Origin of the sequence: Ktedonobacter sp. SOSP1-85 (assembly GCF_016587415.1) — a bacterium.
GTDB lineage: Bacteria > Chloroflexota > Ktedonobacteria > Ktedonobacterales > Ktedonobacteraceae > Ktedonobacter.
The window spans coordinates 973,834-994,400 of the sequence record NZ_BNJI01000001.1; the positions used below are offsets into that span (position 1 = coordinate 973,834).

The window sequence follows — 20,567 nt, forward strand, 5'->3', positions numbered from 1 at the left end:
GGGCTGTGGCTGCCGCAGGCAGCCACAGCCCACCACACCACCTATACTCATAGGAAGGGGAGCAACGACTGTGTGGCTAAGCTTCTGGCCGATGCTGCTGAAGCATATGTCTACATACCATGGTACCATCATATGTAGACGCGTGCTTCAGTAGCGTCGGGCCGCAACACACAATCGCTACTCCCCATCATCTACGGCTATGAGACTCTCTCAGGCTAGAATACTAGCTCTGAGTCACAGCCTCATCAACCGTGTACTCATTCCAGGACTTGATCGGAATCGTCTCCAGCTGCTTCTGCGTGATAGCTCGCGCGAAGAGACGCGCCTGCTTGACCTTTGTAAAGAGCGGGATATTATGATCGATCGCGTGGCGGCGCATCGCGTAGTCATCGTCGATATCCTTCATGATATGGCGATCCACGATGTTGATGGCCAGGTCGATCTTGTTCTCCCGGAAGTAGGTCAGAACACTGGGCTCTTGCTGCTCATGTAACTTGTAAAGCCTGGTTGCCTCGATGCCGTTGGTATGCAAGAAGGCTGTGGTCTTCTCTGTCGCGTACAGGGGAATTCCCAGGGTCGCGAACAGGCGCGCACTTTCGAGGAACTTGGCCTTCTTATCGTCACCACCCAGGCTGATAAAGATGCCCTTCTGCGGCACATGCCCGCCGGTGGCGATGATCGCCTTCAGGTAGGCCTCCTCCAGGTCGTCACCAAAGCAGGCCACCTCACCAGTGGAAGCCATTTCGACGCGCAGGATGGGGTCTGCCCCAGTCAGGCGCGAGAAGGAGAACTGCGGCGCCTTTACCGCGACGAAGGACGGGCGAGGCATGCTGACGTCAGGAATAGATTCCTGGAAGAGAGCGTCGACGAATAGCTCAATCATGTTGATACCAGTCACCTTCGAGATGAAGGGGAAGGTGCGCGAGGCACGCAGATTGGCCTCGATGACATAGACCTCGTTATCCTTGGCCAGGAACTGGATGTTAAAGGGACCCGTGATCTGTAAGGCTTTGGCAATGGCGCGCCCAACCTTCTCGATACGTGCTTTGGTCTCCTCATTGATCGTTTGTGGTGGCAACACGATGGTTGCATCGCCAGAGTGTACGCCCGCGTTCTCAACATGCTCAGAGATGACGAAGGCTTTGACCTCGCCCCGCTGCGCGACGGCGTCCAGCTCAATCTCCTTGACCTTCTGGAAGAACCTGCTCACGGTCACAGGATACTCACGCGAGACAGCGACGGCCTCGCCTACATAGCGCTCCAGTTGCTCCTGATTATAGCAGACGTTCATAGCGCTGCCCGAGAGCACATAGGAGGGGCGAACCAGGACGGGATAGCCAACACCCTCCACAAAGGAGCGGAGCTCTTCGAGGCTGCTGAATGATGCCCACTCCGGCTGGCGAATCCCCAGTGTGTCCAGCAGGTATGAAAACTTGTTGCGGTTCTCAGCCCCATCGATATTCTCGGCGCTGGTGCCCAGAATCGAGAAGCCGTAGCGATGTAGCGCCTGTACGCGGTTGTTTGGCGTCTGCCCGCCTACTGAGACAATGATGCCATGGGGCGACTCGAACTCGCAGATGTCAGCGATACGCTCAAAGGTCAGCTCTTCAAAGTAGAGACGATCCGAGGTATCATAGTCGGTCGAGACGGTTTCGGGATTACAATTAATCACGATGGATTGTTTCTGGTACTTCTTGAGCGCATCGACGGCGCTTACCGAGGTCCAGTCAAACTCGACCGAGGAGCCGATGCGGTAGGGGCCAGATCCCAGCACCACGACACCATTGTGGCCCAGGGCCTGAATGTCATTATGCTGCGCATTGTAGGTCATGTAGAGATAGTTTGTCTCCGAAGGGAACTCGCCCGCCAGAGTATCAATCTGGAGGATCGCAGGCACAATACCGTACTGCTTACGCAGTTCACGAATCTCCAGCCCTGCCTTGCCAACCATTTGCCCAATGCGTTTATCTGAGATACCCAGTTGCTTCAGGCGGCGCAGCATCTCCGCGGAGAGATCATGCGTCTGGCGTAGGGTCTCCTCATGCGAGAGAATGTTCCAGATGCGCGTCAGGAACCAATGGTCGATACCAGTGATATCATGGATCTGCTCAATGGAGTAGCCATGGCGCATGGCGAACGGCAAGGCAAACATGCGCTTATGCGTGGGCTGGTGCAGGAACTGCTGGAGCACCTCTTCCGTCGAGGTAGAGCTGGCGAAAGGTTGCTCGGCGGTCGCGCCCTCCAGCTCCAGGTCCAGCATGCGAATGGCCTTCTGATAGGCCTCTTCAAAGGTGCGCCCAATACCCATGACCTCACCCACCGACTTCATGCCGGTGCCGATGGTCCAACTAACGCCCTTGAACTTCTCCAGGTCCCAACGTGGAATTTTGACCACGACATAGTCCAGGCTCGGCTCAAAACAGGCCTGGGTCACACCTGTGACTTTGTTCGTCAGCTCGGTGAGGGCGTAACCCAGCGCCAGCTTCGCCGCGACATAAGCCAGGGGATACCCGGTCGCCTTACTCGCCAGGGCGGAGCTGCGCGAGAGGCGCGCATTGACCTCGATCACGTAGTATTGCGAGGTTTGGGGATCTAGAGCGTACTGTACATTGCACTCACCCACGATACCCAGGCTACGCACAATCTTGATCGCCGCCGCACGCAGCGTATGATACTCGCTGTTCGTCAGCGTCTGACTGGGAGCGATAACCACCGACTCGCCGGTATGAATGCCCAACGGGTCCATGTTCTCCATATTACAGACGGTGATGCAGTTATCAAAGGCGTCGCGCACGACTTCGTACTCGACCTCTTTAAAGTGATGCAGATACTGCTCAACCAGGACCTGGGGCGCAAACGCCAGCGCACCATCCACAATCTGGCGCAGTTCGTCTTCGCTATGCGCGATACCAGATCCCTGTCCACCCAGAGCATACCCGGCACGGACCATCAGCGGGAAGCCAAGTTCATGCCCGATGCGCAAGGCCTCGTCCAGCGTCTCAGCGACATGGCTCTGGGGCGTGGAAATATTGATCGAGCGGAGATGTTGCGCGAACTCCTCGCGATCCTCGGTCAGGATAATCGCCGAGACCGGTGTGCCCAGGATCTGCACCCCGTATTTCTCCAGCGCACCGCTCTGGTGGAGCGCGATACCACAGTTGAGCGCGGTCTGGCCGCCAAAGGAGAGCAGAATGCCATCGGGGCGTTCTTTTTCAATGATTTTTTCGACAAAGAATGGCGTCACGGGCAGGAAATACACCTGGTCAGCCATTTGCTTCGAGGTCTGAATGGTTGCGATATTTGGGTTGATGAGGACCGTTGAAATGCCTTCCTCTTGAAGAGCTTTGAGGGCCTGAGAGCCGGAGTAGTCAAACTCTCCGGCTTGTCCAATCTTGAGCGCACCCGCTCCCAACACCAACACTTTCTTTAGCGACTTCACTTAGATCAATGCCCCCTTTGCCTCGTATACCTTCTCCAGGAAGAGATCAAACAGCCACTCAGTATCCATGGGTCCCGGTGTAGACTCGGGATGGAACTGGACCGAGAAGAACGGAAGTGAGCGATGGCGCATGCCTTCATTGGTATTATCATTCGCGTTGATAAACCAGGGTTCAAACCCTTCTGGAACCGTGCCTACCGCGAACCCATGATTCTGCGTGGTAATGTAGCAGCGCTTCTCACCAGCAAGCAGGCAGGGCTGATTCTGACTGCGATGGCCAAACTTCAGCTTGTAGGTATCGCCACCCGCGGCCAGGGCCAGCAACTGGTGTCCCAGACAGATACCCATAATTGGAATTTCGTGCTCCATCGCGACACGCAGCGTCTGAATGGTTTTCTCAGCCATTTTGGGATTGCCCGGACCATTGGAGACCAGGATGCCATCAAAGTCGAAGGGCCTGTCGTCCGCGAAGAGATCGTAATCCCAGGGCACCTCTACTACGCGTACACCTCGCGCCACCAGGCTGCGGATGATATTGTGCTTGGCGCCACAATCGATAAGGGCGATAGTGGTCTCGCCTGAGCCATACTCACGCACCTCGCTGGTAGAGACACGCGCGACCAGGTTATCGATATAAGGATTATGAAAAGGAATATCTTCGTCAAAGATAATCGTTGCCAGCATCGTGCCATGCTTACGAATATGTTGGGTCAGCAGGCGAGTATCCTTGATCTCCAGTGCGGGAATTTTCTCGCGCTTCAGCCAGGTGCTCAAATCCATGGTGCTCTCGAAGTGAGAGGGCGTCGGGATATAGTTTGAGACAATCAGCCCGGCCGCGTGGATACGATCACCCTCCCAGCGCTCGGCATCGGGCACCCCATAATTGCCAATAATTGGATATGTCATTGTGAGAATCTCGCCTGTGTACGAGGGATCGGTCAGGGCTTCTGGATAGCCCACCATCCCGGTGCAGAAAACCACCTCACCGGCGGTCGCCTGCTCGTAGCCAAAGGAGAGGCCCTCGAAACGCGTTCCATCTTCTAATAACAAGACGCCTTTACGAGTCGTTGCCGAAAACGCCAAACTCTCCTCCACAACATCTTTTAGTAGCTTATTAGCAGTGTCAATTTGCAGCATCATTGGGTATCCTTCCAGAGTCAGTGTAACTAGTAAGAGTTCCCACGCTTAGGCGCGGCCCAGAACGAGGGCCAGTAGCGCCATGCGGGTATACAAGCCATTACGAACCTGCGAACGTAGATACACAGCTCTGTGATCTTTATCGACCTCTGTGTCGATTGTACCAATGCGCGGCAGGGGGTCCATCAGGATCATCTCCTGGCTGGCATATTCTGCGAGCAAGGCAGGGGTAACCGTAAAACGTTGTGCGACCATTTCATTATATTCCGTCAGCGAGTCAAAGCGCTCTTTTTGAATACGCGTCCAGTACCAGTACTGGCAATCCCTAGGGATATCTCTCTCGCTCGTGATTTCATGGATAGTAATATTACGGGAGCGGAACATGTTTAGATTTTCGCGATTGAGACGCAGCTTCTCGGGAGAGAGCAGATAGACTGTATTATTCTCGAAGAGCGAAAGACCACGCATCAGGGAGTGTATCGTCCGACTGTTCAGCGCATCACCTGCCATAACGCCTGTCAAATTATCCAGGCGGCCGAAGCGCTCATAGAGCGTATAGAGATCCAGCACCGTCTGCGAAGGATGCTCGTTGTTGCCATCGCCAGCATTAAGTACCGGGACGAACTCAGCGCTTTCCGCGGCCCGCAACGCGGCACCCGGGCGGGGATGACGCAGCACAATCGCATCTGAGTAGGCTTCAAACACGCGGATCGTATCCTCAAAGGTCTCACCCTTGTTGACCGAGGAGACCGTCTCAGGATTCTGGATCTCTAGCGTCTGCCCACCCAGGCGCTTCACCGCAGCCGCGAACGACCCGAAGGTACGACTCGAAGGCTCGAAGAAGAGCAGCGAGACAAGCTGACCCGCGAGCAACTGGCATGGCTCTTTGCCAAGCACAAGCTGCTTCATATGACCCGCCAGGGCAAAGATCCGGCGCACATCATCGGCACTGAACTGGTCGAACGAGACAATGTCCTTGCCCTTGAAATCCCCATTGATCATCGCTAACGTGTCATATGTCTTCTCAACAGCAATCTGGCTCATAGATCCCCCTAATAGCTAATGTATGCAGACGTTGTACGCTTCGCGTGTTAAAACACAACCGGTTGATAGGTCATCATTGAAACCTTCTCCGATCGCCAGCCCGGTAAGATGGTCTTCGCCTGGCTCCTCCCCTTCTCTTCCCGTAGCTTATCTCGTCAAGTTGTATTTCTGGGCAAAAAAAATTCCTCACCTCCAAATGAAAGGAGAGAGGAGATAATAGAAAATTTCCCAATGGCGGAATCGACTTCCCAATGGAAATACCAATACCCGGCTACTGTCGCCGTCTGCATTGCTCTCCTCAGTATGTTTGAAGCCATGACGATACCGCACCTTTTCAGTGTAAATGTTTTTGGGAACTGGTCTCAAATTGCTAGAAGTATACCTTCTGATTTCGCAAAAGTCAAGGGAAATAAAGGCTTTTTTTGCCTGCCTCCTGAGACCAGGGAATAGGTCTGGCGCCCCCACGCCAATGCAATGCTCTTCTCCTCACTATGTTCTAATCGACACCTCCTCTCTCTTCTTCAATAAGTAGGAGGAGGAGGAGGTGTGCCTAAGTAGCGGTACTCAGGCACACCTCCTCCTCCTACCAGAAGTATTATGGCCCGGTGGTCCCCATCGGCAGACCACCGGGCCATAATACTTCTTTCAAAGCGAGCGCCATAGGCGCGAAAAGTCAAGTGAGGAGAAAGTTAGGCAACAGTCACCACAGTCACATCAAAGATGATGGTGGCATTCGCCGGGATAGGGCCACTCCCCTGTGCGCCATATGCCAGGTCGGGGGAATAATCAGGCGGCGCGTGCCACCGGCTTTCATACCAATCAAGCCCTCGTTCCAGCCCTGAATAACCTGGGCCTGTCCGACATTTTGCAGGTTGAAGAGTTCACCCTTGCGATCATAAGAGCTGTCAAACTTTTTGCCATCCTTTTGCAGCCAGCCCGTATACTCTACATTGACGGTGCTTCCCTTGGTCACTTCTTTCCCGTCGCCCGTCTTTACATCGATATACTGCAATCCATCGGGAAGCTTCACAATTTTGCTGTCATCCGCGGGAGGAGGTGTGCTTGGACCCGCGCTTGGCGTAGGAGAGCCACCTGTCGCAGTCATAACGGCGTTTGCAACACCTGTTGCGGTCGCGTGTACACTGGCGGTGCTTTTAGCATTCGCGGTTGCCGTCGCGTTCTTATTGGCGGTCGCGACCAACTGGTTATTGTATTGCTGATATTGCAAGACACCAAAAATACCAATGACAATCAACGCAACCGCTACAATCGCGGAGGTCCAGATCCGAATGCGGCGCCGACGGCGCTCCTTGCGATACAAACGCTCTTGCTGGCGCTGGCCAGGGCGGCCCGATGTTGGATTGTTTTCACGACGTATAGTCTGCGACATAGCACATTCTCTCCTCGTATTGTGTAGAATAATTGCAGGTTGAGGTTACCATTATTTCTTCTATCTGACAAGAGGAAAACACAAGGAAGTACTTATTGACGTCAGATACCCCGGTCTAAAGGCGCGGGGCTTGGATCTAAGCTCCACCTCAATTCAGCATATCTCGAAAGACGTGCTGCTTTGGCTTCGTCGCTTGATCCATCAGGAGGGGCAACTGACAAGTGCCCCGTGCTTGCCCAGTCCTGCCGGGCGAGCAACGTTCGCATCGTGATATTCCTGGCACCCACCAGATCAGCATGCAGCGTATACTGGCAATGCTTGCAAACGAAGAGCAACCCCTTCTTGGGACGATTCTCCGGCGCGGTATGCCCGCAGCGAGGACAGGCCTGACTCGTGTAGTGGGCGTCCACTTTGATCGCCATCGAGTTCTGCAAGAGTGCCTTATAGGCAATCATGGTGTGCAGCTCAGCGAAGCTCCACTTGGAGTACGCAGCGTTGGCTTTCCGCTGCTTCTTCGTGGCCTTCTTGCCCTTGCGTCGCCGGGTTCGCTCTCGGATATCTGTCAGGTTCTCCAGGCCGATAAGGCTGTGGGGATGCTGGGTCACGATGCGTTTGGAGACTACATGATTGGCGTTGTTCTTCAACCGTCTCTCCCGCCCACTGATGCCCACCAGTTTCCTGGTGGCCGAACGGGTGCCTTTCTTTTGCAAACGCTTTCTCAGTCTCGCATAGTGGTTCGCCTTGGGGACAATCTGTTTGCCCGAATGGAACGAACAGGTTCCTGTCGTATCGCTGGTGACGGCCAGATAACGGACACCGACGTCCACACCGACTACGCTGGTTTGCGTTTGCGGCGTGAGGTCCGCCACTTCGATTTCCAGGGAGACCAACAGATAGAATTGCTTGCGAGGTTGATCATACCAGAGTTTGGCTCCGCCGATTTGGGCGCCCTTTTGGATGAGAGCCACGTGGGTGTCGTAGCCCGCATAGGGAACGACCATGCGTCCATTGAGCGTCAGAACACTGACCCGCTGGTTTTTCTTGAAACTATAGTCGTAGCCATACTGATAGGTTAGCGTAGGCGAAACATACTTGGGAGCCTTGTCCAGCCCTTTGTAGCGTTTCTTGGTGAGACCCGCTTTGCGTTGAGTAGCGTTGTGCTTCACCTTGGTCCAGAGCCCCTTGTACGTTGCGCTGACCTGTCGCGACACCGTACAGGCCATTTGTGACGGAAGACCAAAGTGGGTGCGAATCTCAGCATACATGCCATTATGCAGCTTTTTGGCATTGCTGATCTTTCCTTGCGTAAAGGCATAGTGGCTGACGGCATTCAATGCGTCGCGATACGCCAGTTGTGTTGTGCGCAATGCGGTAAATTGCTCTGGAGTCGTTTGTAATTTGATTTTCGCACTGATTGTCGTCTTCATACAGAGAAGTATATAAAATTTTCACTCACCTGTCAAATACTAAAAAGGAGTGAAAGAATACATAGTTCCCACCCTGCCCAAACTCCAAAAAGGAGCGGCCATTCCTCTCCCGCTTTTCAAGCGGGAGAGGAATGGCCCGGTAAGATGAAATTTCACTCCCTCTAGCTCTACCATATTTTTTTACCTCTACTAACTCTACAATTCATAGCCCCCTTTTCCGAAGTATGCTATAATTAAAAACCACACCCATCAAGTTGTCAGGCTTTGGTATCATAAGTACTGCGAACACCTTTTTTAACCTAGCGATACAGGCACACTCATTTTCATCATGACAACAAACGAACAAGAAGAGCTAGCACAGCTCACCACAACTGAATACATTCCTAATGTTCCAGCGCAGGGATACATCCGCTATCCCACCATCTACAAAGACTATATCGTCTTTGTGACTGAGGATGATCTCTGGCTCGTCTCCAGTGAAGGAGGTCGGGCCGAGCGCCTCACCGCGGGACAGGGGCGCGTGAGCCATCCCCATTTCTCGCCAGACGGCAACTGGTTAGCCTTCGTTGGACGTGAAGAGGGACCGGGCGAGGTCAACGTCATGCCTGCGCTCGGTGGTCCCGCACGTCGCCTTACCTTCGATGGAGGCACCTGCACTGTCCTTGGCTGGACGCCCGATGGGGGCGCGATTCTCTACGCAAGCAGCACCGGCCAGTTCACGGCAAAATATACCGTCATCTACGCGATCAGCCCGGCTGGCGGCCCACCCCAGCAACTGCCGGTTGGCATGGCTAACGCCATTTCCTATGGCCCAGAGGGGGGAGTTGTTATTGGGCGCAATATCGAGGAACCAGCCTACTGGAAACGCTATCGAGGCGGGACCGTAGGCCACCTATGGTGCGATACTACAGGTAGCGGCACCTTTCAACGCCTGCTCAATATTCGTGGCAACGTCGCCGATCCCTGCTGGGTCGGAAAGCGCATCTACTTCATCTCTGATCATGAAGGGGTAGGCAACATCTACTCATGCACGCCCCTGGGCGAGGAGCTTACACGCCACACCTTTTTCGACACCTTCTACGCCCGTCAGCTCTCCACCGATGGCGAGCGCCTGGTCTTGCAATCGGCCGCCGATCTCTACGTCTTTGATCCAGCGACCAATCAGGTACGCCAGCTCACCGTGACCCTACCAAGTCAGCGCACACAGCTTAGCCGCAAATTTGTGTCCGCCGACCAGTATATCGATACCTTCGCGCTCCACCCCCAGGGACATGCGCTCGCACTTACCACGCGTGGGAAGGCCTTCGGCCTCAGCAATTGGGAGGGGGCATCCATCCAGTATGGTATCCAGGATGGCGTGCGCTATCGCTTTCTTGAGTGGCTCAATGACGGCTGGCGGCTCGTCGCCATCTGCGATTCCCCTGGACGCGAAACCCTCGTGATTATCGACCCGGCAAGCGATAATGAATACAAGCTCCTGCCCGATATCGAGTTTGGGCGCGTGATTGAGCTTACAGTCTGCCCGGTCGAGAATATTGTGGCTATCACTAATCATCGGCAAGAATTGATTGTAGTTGACCTGGCATCAGGGCAGCATGGAGTCCTCGACCATAGCGAATATGGCCGCATCTATGACCTGGCCTGGTCGCCAGATGGGCGCTGGCTGGCCTACAGCTTTGCCTGCAGTGCCCAAAAACGCGCCATTAAGCTGGGTAACCTTGAAACAGGCGAGACACATTTCGCGACCGAACCTATCCTGGCGGATGTTAGCCCGGCCTTCGATCCCGAAGGGCGCTACCTCTACTTCCTGGGCTATCGCGTCTTTAATCCCATCTCGGATAACTTACAGTTTGAGTGGAGCTTTCCACGTGGGGTCCAGCCCTACGCCGTTCCTTTGCGCAAAGATATTCGCTCCCCCTTTGTGACAGAGTCCCGACTCACACAAGACCTGCGCCGTCGCCCAGGCTTTGTGCCTGAAGTTGCCCCCGCCGCCAGCGACGACAATAACGGCACCGAACCACAACCAGCTCCGACTACACAGCCTCCTAACACGTCCAATCGCGTGTATATTGACCTGGATGGTATCACCCGTCGCGCCGTGGCCTTCCCCACGGGCGAGGCACGCTATTCAAGTATTCTCGCGATGCGGGGACGCGTGCTCTTCCTGGTCAATCCGCTTACCGGCGCCCTCTCCGAGGGGCAAAGTCGCGGCTGGATTGAGAGCTTTGATATCGAGACCCAACGCCTGGAACGCATCTTCGATAATGTCAATGAGGTCATGCTTTCCCGCGATCACAATACGCTCATCTATCGCTCGCGCGCCCGCCTGCGCGTGCTACGCAATGCGGAGAAACCCCGCTCGGATAGCGATTTCCCCGGACGTGAAACTGGCTGGATCGATCTGGGGCGCATCAAGGTCTCAGTGCTCCCTGCCGCTGAGTGGAGACAAATGTTTGCCGAAGCCTGGCGCCTCCAACGCGAGCAGTTCTGGACCGAAGATATGTCGGGCGTGGACTGGGAGAGCATCTACCAGCGCTATGCTCCGCTGATCGAACGCGTGGGGTCACGCTCAGAGCTTTCTGACCTCATTCATGAGCTACAGGGCGAGCTGGGAACTTCTCACGCCTTTGAATATGGTGGCGAATACCGGCGCGGTCAATACTACCGCCAGGGATCGCTCGGCGTCGATTGGAGCTATGATCCCACAACTGAGCGCTATCGCATCGGGCGCATCATTGTGGGCGATCCTTCCGATGAAGATGCGACCTCACCACTCAGTGAGCCGGGTCTTGGCGTTGCCGTTGGAGACGCGATCATCGCGGTCAATGGACAACGCGTCGGCCCACGCCTGAGCCCCCAGGAGCTACTCGTCAATCAGTCCGGCAGCGCGGTCAGCCTGATTATTGAACCCGTCGAAGGCAATACCAGGCGTGTTGTGACGGTGAATGCCATTTCACTTGCGACTGAGAGCGCGGCCCGCTATCGCGACTGGGTGGACAGAAATCGGCGGGTGGTCCATGAGAAATCACACGGACTGGTCGGTTATATCCATGTGCCCAACATGGGCCCACAGGGCTTCGCTGAGTTCCACCGCGGCTTTCTGGCCGAATATGACTATCCTGCCCTGATTATCGATGTGCGCTGGAATGGCGGCGGCAACGTCTCCAGCCTGCTCCTGGAAAAGCTCTCGCGCCGCCGTATTGGCTATAAGTTCTCACGCTGGGGCAAGCCGATGCCCTACCCGAAGGAGTCACCACGCGGCCCCATGGTCTCTTTGACCAATGAGCACGCCGGATCCGATGGCGACATTTTTAGCCATAGCTTCAAGCTCCTGCAACTGGGTCCCCTGATCGGGACACGTACCTGGGGCGGAGTTGTAGGCTACACGCTCAATCACCAGCTCGTCGACGGCACCACCACAACACAGCCCGAGTTTGCCAACTGGTTCGCCGATGTCGGCTGGGACATTGAGAACTATGGCACCGAACCCGATATCGAGGTGGATATCGCACCTCAAGACTATATGAATGACACCGATCCCCAACTGGAGAGAGCTATTATCGAGGCCGTGCGCCTGGCACACGAGGCCAAGACGCTGGAACCCACGCCGGGGAAACGCCCCTATCGTGGCTGGGTCAACAAGCCCGATGAGAGCGGTACCGATATCGAAAGCGCCTCCCAATAAGCAAGAAAGAGCGAGAGGCGCGGCATGTCTGCCGCGCCTCTCGCTCTTTCTTGCTTAATATCACGCGTTACGCCGATATACACACACTCCCTGTACCCATGTCTGCGCAATAACCTCAGAAGATGCGCCAAAGAAGAGCGTATCCAGCAAATCCTCCTCGCTCCAGCCACGCATCTGCCGATGTTCCAGGTCGATAGCCACAAAGTCAGCCGCCTGGTCGGGAGCGATCTCGCCAGCCTGTATTGCCAGGGCTGCGGCCCCACGTCGCGTGCCATAGTCCAACAAGAGCGGGCCGGGAGCCGCTAGCTCATCCGCGACGAGCACGCGCCGGCGCTGATAACGCATGCGCGCGCTATATTCGGCCCAGCGCAGCTCCTCTAGAGGGTCCAGGCGCGTGTTACTATCCGAACCAATGGTCAGGGGAATCTCGCGCGCACGCAGGTCTTCATAGGGGGCGATTCCATCCCCCAGGTCGCCCTCGGTCGTTGGGCAAACACAGACCGTGCTGCCATACTGGGCCAGGATATCAAGCTCGTGCTCGGTGGCATGGGTGGCATGAACGATCGTCGTTCGAGGTGAGAGGGCTTCGTAGCGTTCTAAAAGCTCGATTGGGCGACAGCCATGTGCGGTGCGACATTGCTCGATCTCAGCCACCTGCTCGTCAGCATGTACATGTAACGGCAGGCTATGCTCACGACTATACGCAGCAATGGCGCGAAACCACTCCCCCGGCACGGCCCGGACCGAGTGGGGCGCAACCCCGACCTGGTATCCCTGCTGGCGTAGCGCTTCAACGCGCGCCAGATACTGTTCTACCGTGGCGTCACAGAAGCGCTGTTGCCCCGCCTCCAATGCCTGTTGAAAGCCGCCACGTGCATAGGCGGTCATTAAGAGTACCACGCGCAGCCCTGTGTCTTTCCCTGCTTGTAGGATAGCTTCAGACATCGCATTCGGGCGATCGTAGGGCCTGCCATCAACCTGGTGATGCACATAGTGGAACTCGCCGACACTGGTATAGCCCGCCGCCAGCATCTCGCTGTATGTCTGGCGCGCCTCCTCATAGAGGAGTTCCGGCGTCAGGCGCTGAGCCTCGGCATACATGGCACGCCTCCAGGTCCAAAACGTATCCTGCCGGGAGAGTGGGCGATGCGTATGGCCACGCAACTGGCGCTGAAATACATGGCTATGCACATTCACAAAACCGGGCAGGAGAAGCATCTGGGGTAGCGGCTCGATCTGCTCATGTGCGACCGCCTGTGAACTATCAATAATTCCCGTGATCAAGCCATCATCGCCAATGGCGATGAGCTTATTTTTCTGCAATCCCTCATGGGTATAGACATAGGCTGGCGCCAGGTATTTCATCACGTTGGCATCCCTCAATTCGCATAGGTCTTGGTGCAATGTTCTAGCAGTAATCATGACAGGAGACACTAGCTGCTAGCGCTCACTGAGCGACGATTCCCGCCTGTCCCATTCTACCATGCCTGGCGAGACCAGGGGACCGGCATCCCCAATCAAATGAAATGCCGCCCAGAAGTAGGGATGCGCCCGGTAGGGACGCTCTGAGGCGCGCATTTGCGTGATAAAATCGCGCTGAGCCTGCGCCAGGGCACTTACCTTGCGCTCACCACGCAAGAGCACCCGATAAAAGAGTTCCATCAGTTCGGCGCTGCTGGCATCCTCAACCTTCCAGAAGGTGGGCAGGAGCGAGGCGGCGCCCGCGTACAGAAAGCCACGCCCCAACCCGATGACTTCGTCAACACCCCCAATCACGGCGCGGCCAGTCTCACAGGCGCTAAGCACCACAAGCGAGCAGGAGGAGAGGTCGAGGTTGAAGGCCTCAATTGTGCTCAACTGGCGATCAGCCAGGCGAATAGAGGAGAAATTGGGTGCGTCCAGGCGGAAGAGGCCGTGCGCGGCGATATGCACCAGGGGACTCTTAGCTCCACGCTGCTGCAAGAGCGTCGTGGTCGCCTGCTCGTGTACCGCTGGCTGCGTCCCCAACAATTGCGCAACGACCTCGGCCTCATGCACAGCCTGCGGAAGCCAGCCATTCTCTGAGAAGCCCAGTACCATGGCCCTGGTAAGGGCCTCGGGGCGCATCTGTGTGTTCAGCCCCCGCTGTCGACAGACATCCCAGAGCGAGACCGAAGGGAGATATGATACCTCAACGCGCTCCACGACAAAGCGCTCGCCGTCCAGGAGGGCGTGAAAGGGGAGATAATGCAACATGCCGTAGGGCACCACCACGAGGTGACGGCAGGCATGAAGCGCCCCCTCTACGGGGCGTAAGAGGATATCATAGAGCCGCTGCAACAGGCCCAGGCAATTCTCTTGCAACTCCTCGCACACACTCGCCTGCTCTGGTGTGCCTACAGTGCGAGCCACCAGGTCAAAGTTGGTGCGTAACAATGCCAGGAGGCGCTCCAGGCGCGTGACGGCACCCGGAAGGCACCTGACGACAATCCCTTCGCGCGTGAGACAAAAAATGTAGAGGTCCTGCCCCGCCAGATAGTATTCCAGAATCAGCGTTTGCGAATGTATTTTGGGTCCCAACTGCGTGACGAGCGAGTTCGTCCACTGCTTTTGCGGCTGCGCGATGACATCGCTCATCGAGCGCAACTGCACCTGTTCGAGCAAGTGCTCAATGCGGCGCTCGCGTTGCAGCATTTCTTTACGAGCCTGGGCGGGATCGATACTCTGTATGCGACGTATTGCGGTATCACTAAGATTAACATCGCCCTCGGTACCATAGACAATCGAGCTATACCAGGCCTGCTCTTCGCGTAAGCGCTCCAGGTCTTCGAGCTGCCTCCCACTCAGGCGGTCCCTTGCTGTAAACTTGATATCAATGTTGTTGCGCAAGTAATCACCCAGGGCGCGCGACTTGGCCTTCTCAACATACGTCAGTGCTCTGGGGACATCTCGCCCCTGCAAGGCCAGCAGCATCGCACGCCTGTAGAGCTCGCCCTTCCCCTCCAAAAAGCTTACGCGCTCCTCCAACACCAGGCGACTCTGCACTTCGTCAATCCCCTGAATGGCGCGGTCATAGTATTGCATGGCCTGGTCGATAGCGCCATGTAGCTCAGCCAGGTGTCCCAGGAGATCATAGCAGAGATACTGGAGTTCCAGCATCTCCTGAGCCATGGCGATATCCAGGGCATAATGGCTTAAACGTTCGGCCGTGTCGAGTTGGCGCTCAGCCTCGGCGATATAGGCCTGCAATAACATCGACCACGCCAGGTTAGGCAAATCCTCCTGATCCGCAAAGACGTCTGCAACATACTCTACCTCGCGCAGACTCTTTTCCAGCTCTCCATTGGCGTAATAGAGGTCAGCCCGGCGCAAACGTGCCATAGCCGACAGGCGCACAAAGCCACCCTCAGCCAGCAAATCACTTGCTTCGCGCAGCAACTCGTCGGCCTCATGGTGGCGCCGCATCAGGATCGCAGCACTGGCCTGGCGCATCAAGGCTCGCGCCAGGTTATCGCGTTGCGCCGAAGTGGCGCGAAAAAAGGCCACGACCTCGGCCGCCAGTTCGTAGGCTTCGCGAGAACGGTTTAAGCGCAACAAGCAGACGCACATCTGGTGTGTGGCTTCGGCCCGCGATTCGAGCATCTGGTGGCGCTCAAAGGTCTCCCGGCACTGATTGTAGAGCAGCAATGCCTGGCTATAGTGGCCCTGGGCCGCGTAAATCTCGGCGATGTTGAGATCCTCACGTGCAAGCGAGATCTCCTCGCTCGGACCGTAGCGCTCAAAGGTCTCCCGTGCCTGCTTATGCATCTCAACAGCCTCGCGAAAGCGACCCTGCGCGGCCAGGGCCAGGGCTTTATTACCGCGCGCGCGGGCGATATACAGATCAACATCCTCGTTACACATTTGATAGGTCTCAATCGCGCGGTCAAATGCGCGCAGAGCTGCGTCATACTGGCCCAGCTCAAAGTTGATAATGGCGGCATTCACATCTATCTGACCCGCCCGCACCAGCTTGCCATGTCGCACAAAGATATCACGCGCCGCGGCTACATCACGAAGCGCCTCCGTCATGCGGTTGAGATGCAGGCAGGCATTAATACGCCCGATGCGCGTCCGCGCCCAGCTCACCTCGTCGCCCAACGCGAGAAAATCCTCTCCCGCCGCATCGAGAAAAGGCAATGCTTCTTGATCGCGCTCCATACGGCGTAGTGCATCGCCACGCGCCCACAGACCTAGCGCGTGGTAATAGCTATCTTTGGTAAGGTCGCCTATGAGCAGGAGATAGCCAGAGAGCCGAAACGAGAGCTCAACGTTACTGTTCCAATAACGATCCGCTTCACGTTTCAGGCGATGGACCAGCGTATTGAGTTCCGCGGCTGTGAGATGAGGAACGTAGAGATGTAGTAATTTCGGCCCTTGCTCTTCGCTCGCCTTCAGCAGTGTCGCAGCAAGTTCCTGAGCAGTCATAGCTTGTATTTTTACACAATCCTTTGGTAGAAGTCGCTCTTTTGCCACCAACTACATATATATACATACATACTTCCTGGCCCTCCCAGCCTCCTGCTGATGCTTATACCTACAAACGTTCTAGAGACCCCAAAAACCACCCAAAAGAAATCACAATCAACAGGAGCCATCTTCGACTCCAGCTTTTATGGCGCATCTCCAGATCTCTCAAACCCACAAAACGGCTCACACCCATCTACCAGGTGCCCTAGCCATCCTCGTCCAGCGCAACGGCTACCTCTTCAATGATCACACAGGTTTCCGGAAAATGCAGCTCTAGTGTATAGGTAGTGGGGACAAGTGCGGTAAAGATAAAGTTGCCCAGGTCGTCAATATGTTGCGTATACGAACTCTTCTCATCGCGTGCAAGTAATACAACTGGCGTTCCCTGCAAGGTTGGCAGTGTTGCTCCCTTACGCGTCACAAACCCCACCAGTTGCGCGCCACCGCTCTCCTGACTCCCTCGCTCAAGCTGAAGCGAGATGCTGATATCTTCAGCGGTATAGCGGCGCGGCCAGGCAGAGGCAGCGCCCCGAACACTGTAGAGCGCGGGCTGCATGGGAACCAGCGTAGCTACCAGGCGACGCACACCCGCCTGTACAGGCTCGAGCAGGCGCTCAAGTACTGAGTGCTCCTCCTCTGCTGAGGTGCGATGATTGCCCACAATGGCTGGGACCACCACCGGGTTGGTAAATAGATCCTCGCGCGCCATGAAGTTTGAGAGCGTCTCTACTTCCGCGGAACACAACACACATGCGCTCAGATGGGTCTTGATCAGCGCCTCGTCCTCAGCACTACATAGCCCCAGTTGATATTCACCTAACATCTGGTTAGAAGGGCAATCCCAGCGATAGAGCTTCTGCATTAAGACATGCTCCAGGCGTTGATAGGCCCCAAAACGCTGCGCGCAACTCGCGCAGCGCTCCATATGGTCTTTCACCGCTGGTCTTACCTTCTCGCCCGCAAGGTATGCGATTATCTCCTCATCACGAATCGCACCCGGTTCATAACACTCCATGAGTGCCCCCTCGATCCCTCTAAGATTTTTCCAGGCGCCACTCCTAGCTGGCGAATGGCGCTATGCTCATGCTGCAACCAATACGACATTCGTAAACGCTCAGAGCGACCAGGCTACGAGTAACGCTTCTCTATCTATTCTTCTTCTCCGAAAACCCTAAGCGCGAAGCGCTAGACACGCCAGTGAAGGCTTGTCCCCGAATGGGGATGGGTTTCGGAATAAGATCTTCTCGGCAAATTAAGAAATGCCACATTTTAGACCGCCACTTCCGAAGCAGGATGGGCTCGACGGCCATAAACTCTCCCTTGTTCTTTATAAGTAAACGAGGCACGCCGCCTTTTTAGCGCTTTTCCTCTTTATTTCCCTGCTCCCTTGCCTTTATCACCAGATTCACTTTTCCAGGCGCTATTGCCGGAAGAGATTGCGCAAGCGCCGATTACGCCGTAAGCGCTCCAGTACATTGCGTTTTATGCGGTACACATCATCGACGGTGGGAAAGAGGTGACGATACTGCACGCAAATTTCGCCCGGCTTCATCCCCTGCACATATGCCAGGTACAATAAGACCCGTTCGTCCTCGCCGTTCAACTCTTCCTGGATAATCGCCCAGAGACGCTGCGCCGACAACTGAGCAACGACATCATCGGCTGGATCGCTGCCTGATGGCTCATGCTCCACCGCCTCAAGCGTCTCCTCGTACTGTCGAGCCTGGCGCGCGCGTACCTCGTCGGCAACCACGCTATGCACACACATTTTTAGATATTTTAATACAGACGCCAAAGAATCAAAGTTACCGATTTTGGCCGGTGTCAGTGCCTGAGAGAATTTGGCAAAAGCCGCGTTTACCAGGGACGCTCCTCCTTCTTGCCCAAGCAGTTGCACCGCGCTCTGATGCTGTGTCACCCATGTCAATACCAGCGGCGCATATTGCTGATATATGTGCTGCCAGGCGGCCTCATCGCGCCTGATAATCGCACGCCGAAACAATTCAAGACAAAAGCGGTCATTCGAAGTACTCTGTTTAAGAAATTTTGTTGTTTCCTCAGCGCAACAGCGCGCAAGGTCTCCAACTGCTAGTTGCTCCGGTGGTTGGGCGCTGTCACCCACTCCTCTCTTCTCCGGGTCCTGACGAGAAAATTGGGAGAGGTTTAGAGACTCCATCATAGAATCGCGTCATGCGAGGCCCCTCACTTCAGTCATGGGGAGGAGCATGACGCACTCCTTTCTGAATATATTCATACCCGTCAGCACGATGGACACATCGCAGATATTTAGGGTGGATATCTCTCTTCCCAAGCCGAAATGACGGTCGATGACGAATAGCAATGCGCCCTTCAAATGTCCCTTTGGGGGTCATCGCTTTGATCATATCCCCTGTTTGATAGCCAAGGAACGTCTTTTTGCGTTGTTTGTGTTGCTTGGGAAATCCATATTTGTCAACGACACACATTTGCCGTGATCCATGCCCCATCGCTTTGATCTGCAAGGGGACAATTCCCGTATGAGAGAGTCCCACAGGCGTACTTTTGCCCACACACGCGGCATCCAGCCAATGCGTTTTGGGCAACCCTCTTGTGGTCCGGTTATATTTTGTCAAACCACCACTGCCGCACTCGACCGGCAATCCCAAGGCTTTGAGTCGCTGCAATACAGCCCATCGCGTGCCATTCACCGCACTCGCATCCTTGAGTGGCCTCTTGACCTGAGCAAGAATGTGCTTGAGGACCTCTGGTTTCTTGGCAAGGAAGACGGTAATATCTAGGGTATCTTTGGCCTTATTACAAGGCTCACATGCCAGGGTCAAGTTACTGATACGACTCGTTCCCCCCTTGGCACGAGGATGAATATGCTCAACTTGCAAGGGAACGTTTTGCACGCTACAATACGCGCAAGTCCGTTCCCATTTTTCAAGCAAGTATTCTCTCACCTCATAGCCTTGAAGAGTCCCTTGCTGATACTCGACGCTTGTAATATCAGGATTTTCTATCTGTTGCAGGTCAAACTTGACCAGTTCCATGCTCAGAGCCGTAATGGGAGCCAAGCGACACAAACGCGCTACCCACGTGAGAATATTGGCAATCCGACTCTCTAAGGAGGGAGGCAACCATCCCTTCTTGCGCCTTCGATTCTGCCAACGGGGCTTTCTATAACGAGTTTTGCAGTTGCGTCGGTTGCGACGAACCACACGACGATCATCAAGGCTTTCCTTAATGGCATGACCACGATGAGCAAGTTCAGCCGCAAAGACGACCTTGCCGTTGCCATCATCAACCAGAGCAATTCCAGTGGTTTTACTACCAGGATCAAGCTTCAAACGTAATGGTTGCATCTGTGGTTCCTCTACCACTCGTTTGAGCACAATGGTAAACGGGTATCTTCGGTACACAGCGGCTTTCCCCTGCTTGAGTAAACGCCGCGCATATCCAGGATGCACAGGATCTAAGGGGTTATAATCCGTATCAATCACAAACACGTTGCTCATAATTGAGCCTCCTATTGCTAGGGTAATGGTTGCCTCGATAATGATAGTGGGCGGTACTGTTCTCTGAGCACTGCATAGACCCCGTTTTGCTGTTTAACCCAGAGATTCTAGAGCTACAGGCTGGCACGCACCCGTAGGTAGGACTTCAACGCTTCCCGACTATCGTAGCCCGATAACCCTCTGCCAAAACAAAGGATTCATGGCTGAATCTGAACAGGTCCAGGCTTGCTAACGCAAGCCCCTGCCCTTTCAGGCATGGGGTACCTGACCAACAATGCCCCCTACTTCCAATCTAACAAACAATTTCCCCAACACGTTAAGATAGCAATTCTGGGCTTTAAGGTCGTGCCTCGTGCTCTACTCTTGCAGCACTAACTCACAGCACTGGTTTTGTTTATTATCGCATGTTTCACTGACAAAGTGCTAGTTCCTTCGAACCAGGACAGGGTTATTTAATCCT

General features: G+C 55.1%; 11 protein-coding genes. 1 reads left to right on the plus strand and 10 read right to left on the minus strand.

Annotated elements, in window-relative coordinates:
- Window positions 1-223 precede the first annotated feature (223 nt).
- The 5 genes from carB to KTE_RS04425 form a co-directional block, all read right to left on the minus strand.
- Window positions 224-3,439: a carbamoyl-phosphate synthase (glutamine-hydrolyzing) large subunit gene (carB, locus tag KTE_RS04405; RefSeq protein WP_201378932.1), complete on the minus strand. Its 3,216-nt coding sequence runs from the start codon at window positions 3,437-3,439 to the stop codon at window positions 224-226.
- On the minus strand, window positions 3,440-4,579 hold the full coding sequence (carA, locus tag KTE_RS04410) for a glutamine-hydrolyzing carbamoyl-phosphate synthase small subunit (RefSeq protein ID WP_201378934.1): 1,140 nt from the start codon (window positions 4,577-4,579) through the stop codon (window positions 3,440-3,442).
- A 45-nt stretch (window positions 4,580-4,624) separates the two neighbouring features.
- On the minus strand, window positions 4,625-5,620 hold the full coding sequence (pyrB, locus tag KTE_RS04415; RefSeq protein ID WP_201378936.1) for an aspartate carbamoyltransferase: 996 nt from the start codon (window positions 5,618-5,620) through the stop codon (window positions 4,625-4,627).
- A 709-nt stretch (window positions 5,621-6,329) separates the two neighbouring features.
- On the minus strand, window positions 6,330-7,010 hold the full coding sequence (locus tag KTE_RS04420) for an FKBP-type peptidyl-prolyl cis-trans isomerase (RefSeq protein ID WP_201378938.1): 681 nt from the start codon (window positions 7,008-7,010) through the stop codon (window positions 6,330-6,332).
- 101 nt (window positions 7,011-7,111) lie between these two features.
- Complete coding sequence (locus KTE_RS04425) at window positions 7,112-8,437, minus strand: RNA-guided endonuclease TnpB family protein (RefSeq protein ID WP_201378940.1); 1,326 nt, start codon at window positions 8,435-8,437, stop codon at window positions 7,112-7,114.
- A gap of 328 nt (window positions 8,438-8,765) precedes the next feature.
- Between KTE_RS04425 and KTE_RS04430 the strand changes: the two genes are divergently transcribed.
- Window positions 8,766-12,122, plus strand: coding sequence for a S41 family peptidase (locus tag KTE_RS04430; RefSeq protein WP_201378942.1), 3,357 nt, complete (start codon window positions 8,766-8,768; stop codon window positions 12,120-12,122).
- Between the two features lie 60 nt (window positions 12,123-12,182).
- Here KTE_RS04430 and KTE_RS04435 read toward each other — a convergent pair whose 3' ends face one another.
- The 5 genes from KTE_RS04435 to iscB all read right to left on the minus strand — a co-directional run bounded on the left by KTE_RS04435 (window position 12,183) and on the right by iscB (window position 20,107).
- Window positions 12,183-13,487, minus strand: coding sequence for a formimidoylglutamate deiminase (locus tag KTE_RS04435; protein ID WP_236600641.1), 1,305 nt, complete (start codon window positions 13,485-13,487; stop codon window positions 12,183-12,185).
- Between the two features lie 75 nt (window positions 13,488-13,562).
- Window positions 13,563-16,568, minus strand: coding sequence for a CHAT domain-containing protein (locus KTE_RS04440; protein WP_201378946.1), 3,006 nt, complete (start codon window positions 16,566-16,568; stop codon window positions 13,563-13,565).
- A gap of 247 nt (window positions 16,569-16,815) precedes the next feature.
- Window positions 16,816-17,625 (minus strand): hypothetical protein, encoded by an 810-nt coding sequence (locus tag KTE_RS04445; protein ID WP_201378948.1) that lies wholly within the window; start codon window positions 17,623-17,625, stop codon window positions 16,816-16,818.
- 405 nt (window positions 17,626-18,030) lie between these two features.
- Entirely contained in the window at window positions 18,031-18,789 is a 759-nt protein-coding gene (locus KTE_RS04450; protein ID WP_201378950.1) for an RNA polymerase sigma factor, read from the minus strand.
- A 28-nt stretch (window positions 18,790-18,817) separates the two neighbouring features.
- Entirely contained in the window at window positions 18,818-20,107 is a 1,290-nt protein-coding gene (gene iscB / locus KTE_RS04455; RefSeq protein WP_201378952.1) for an RNA-guided endonuclease IscB, read from the minus strand.
- Window positions 20,108-20,567 lie beyond the last annotated feature (460 nt).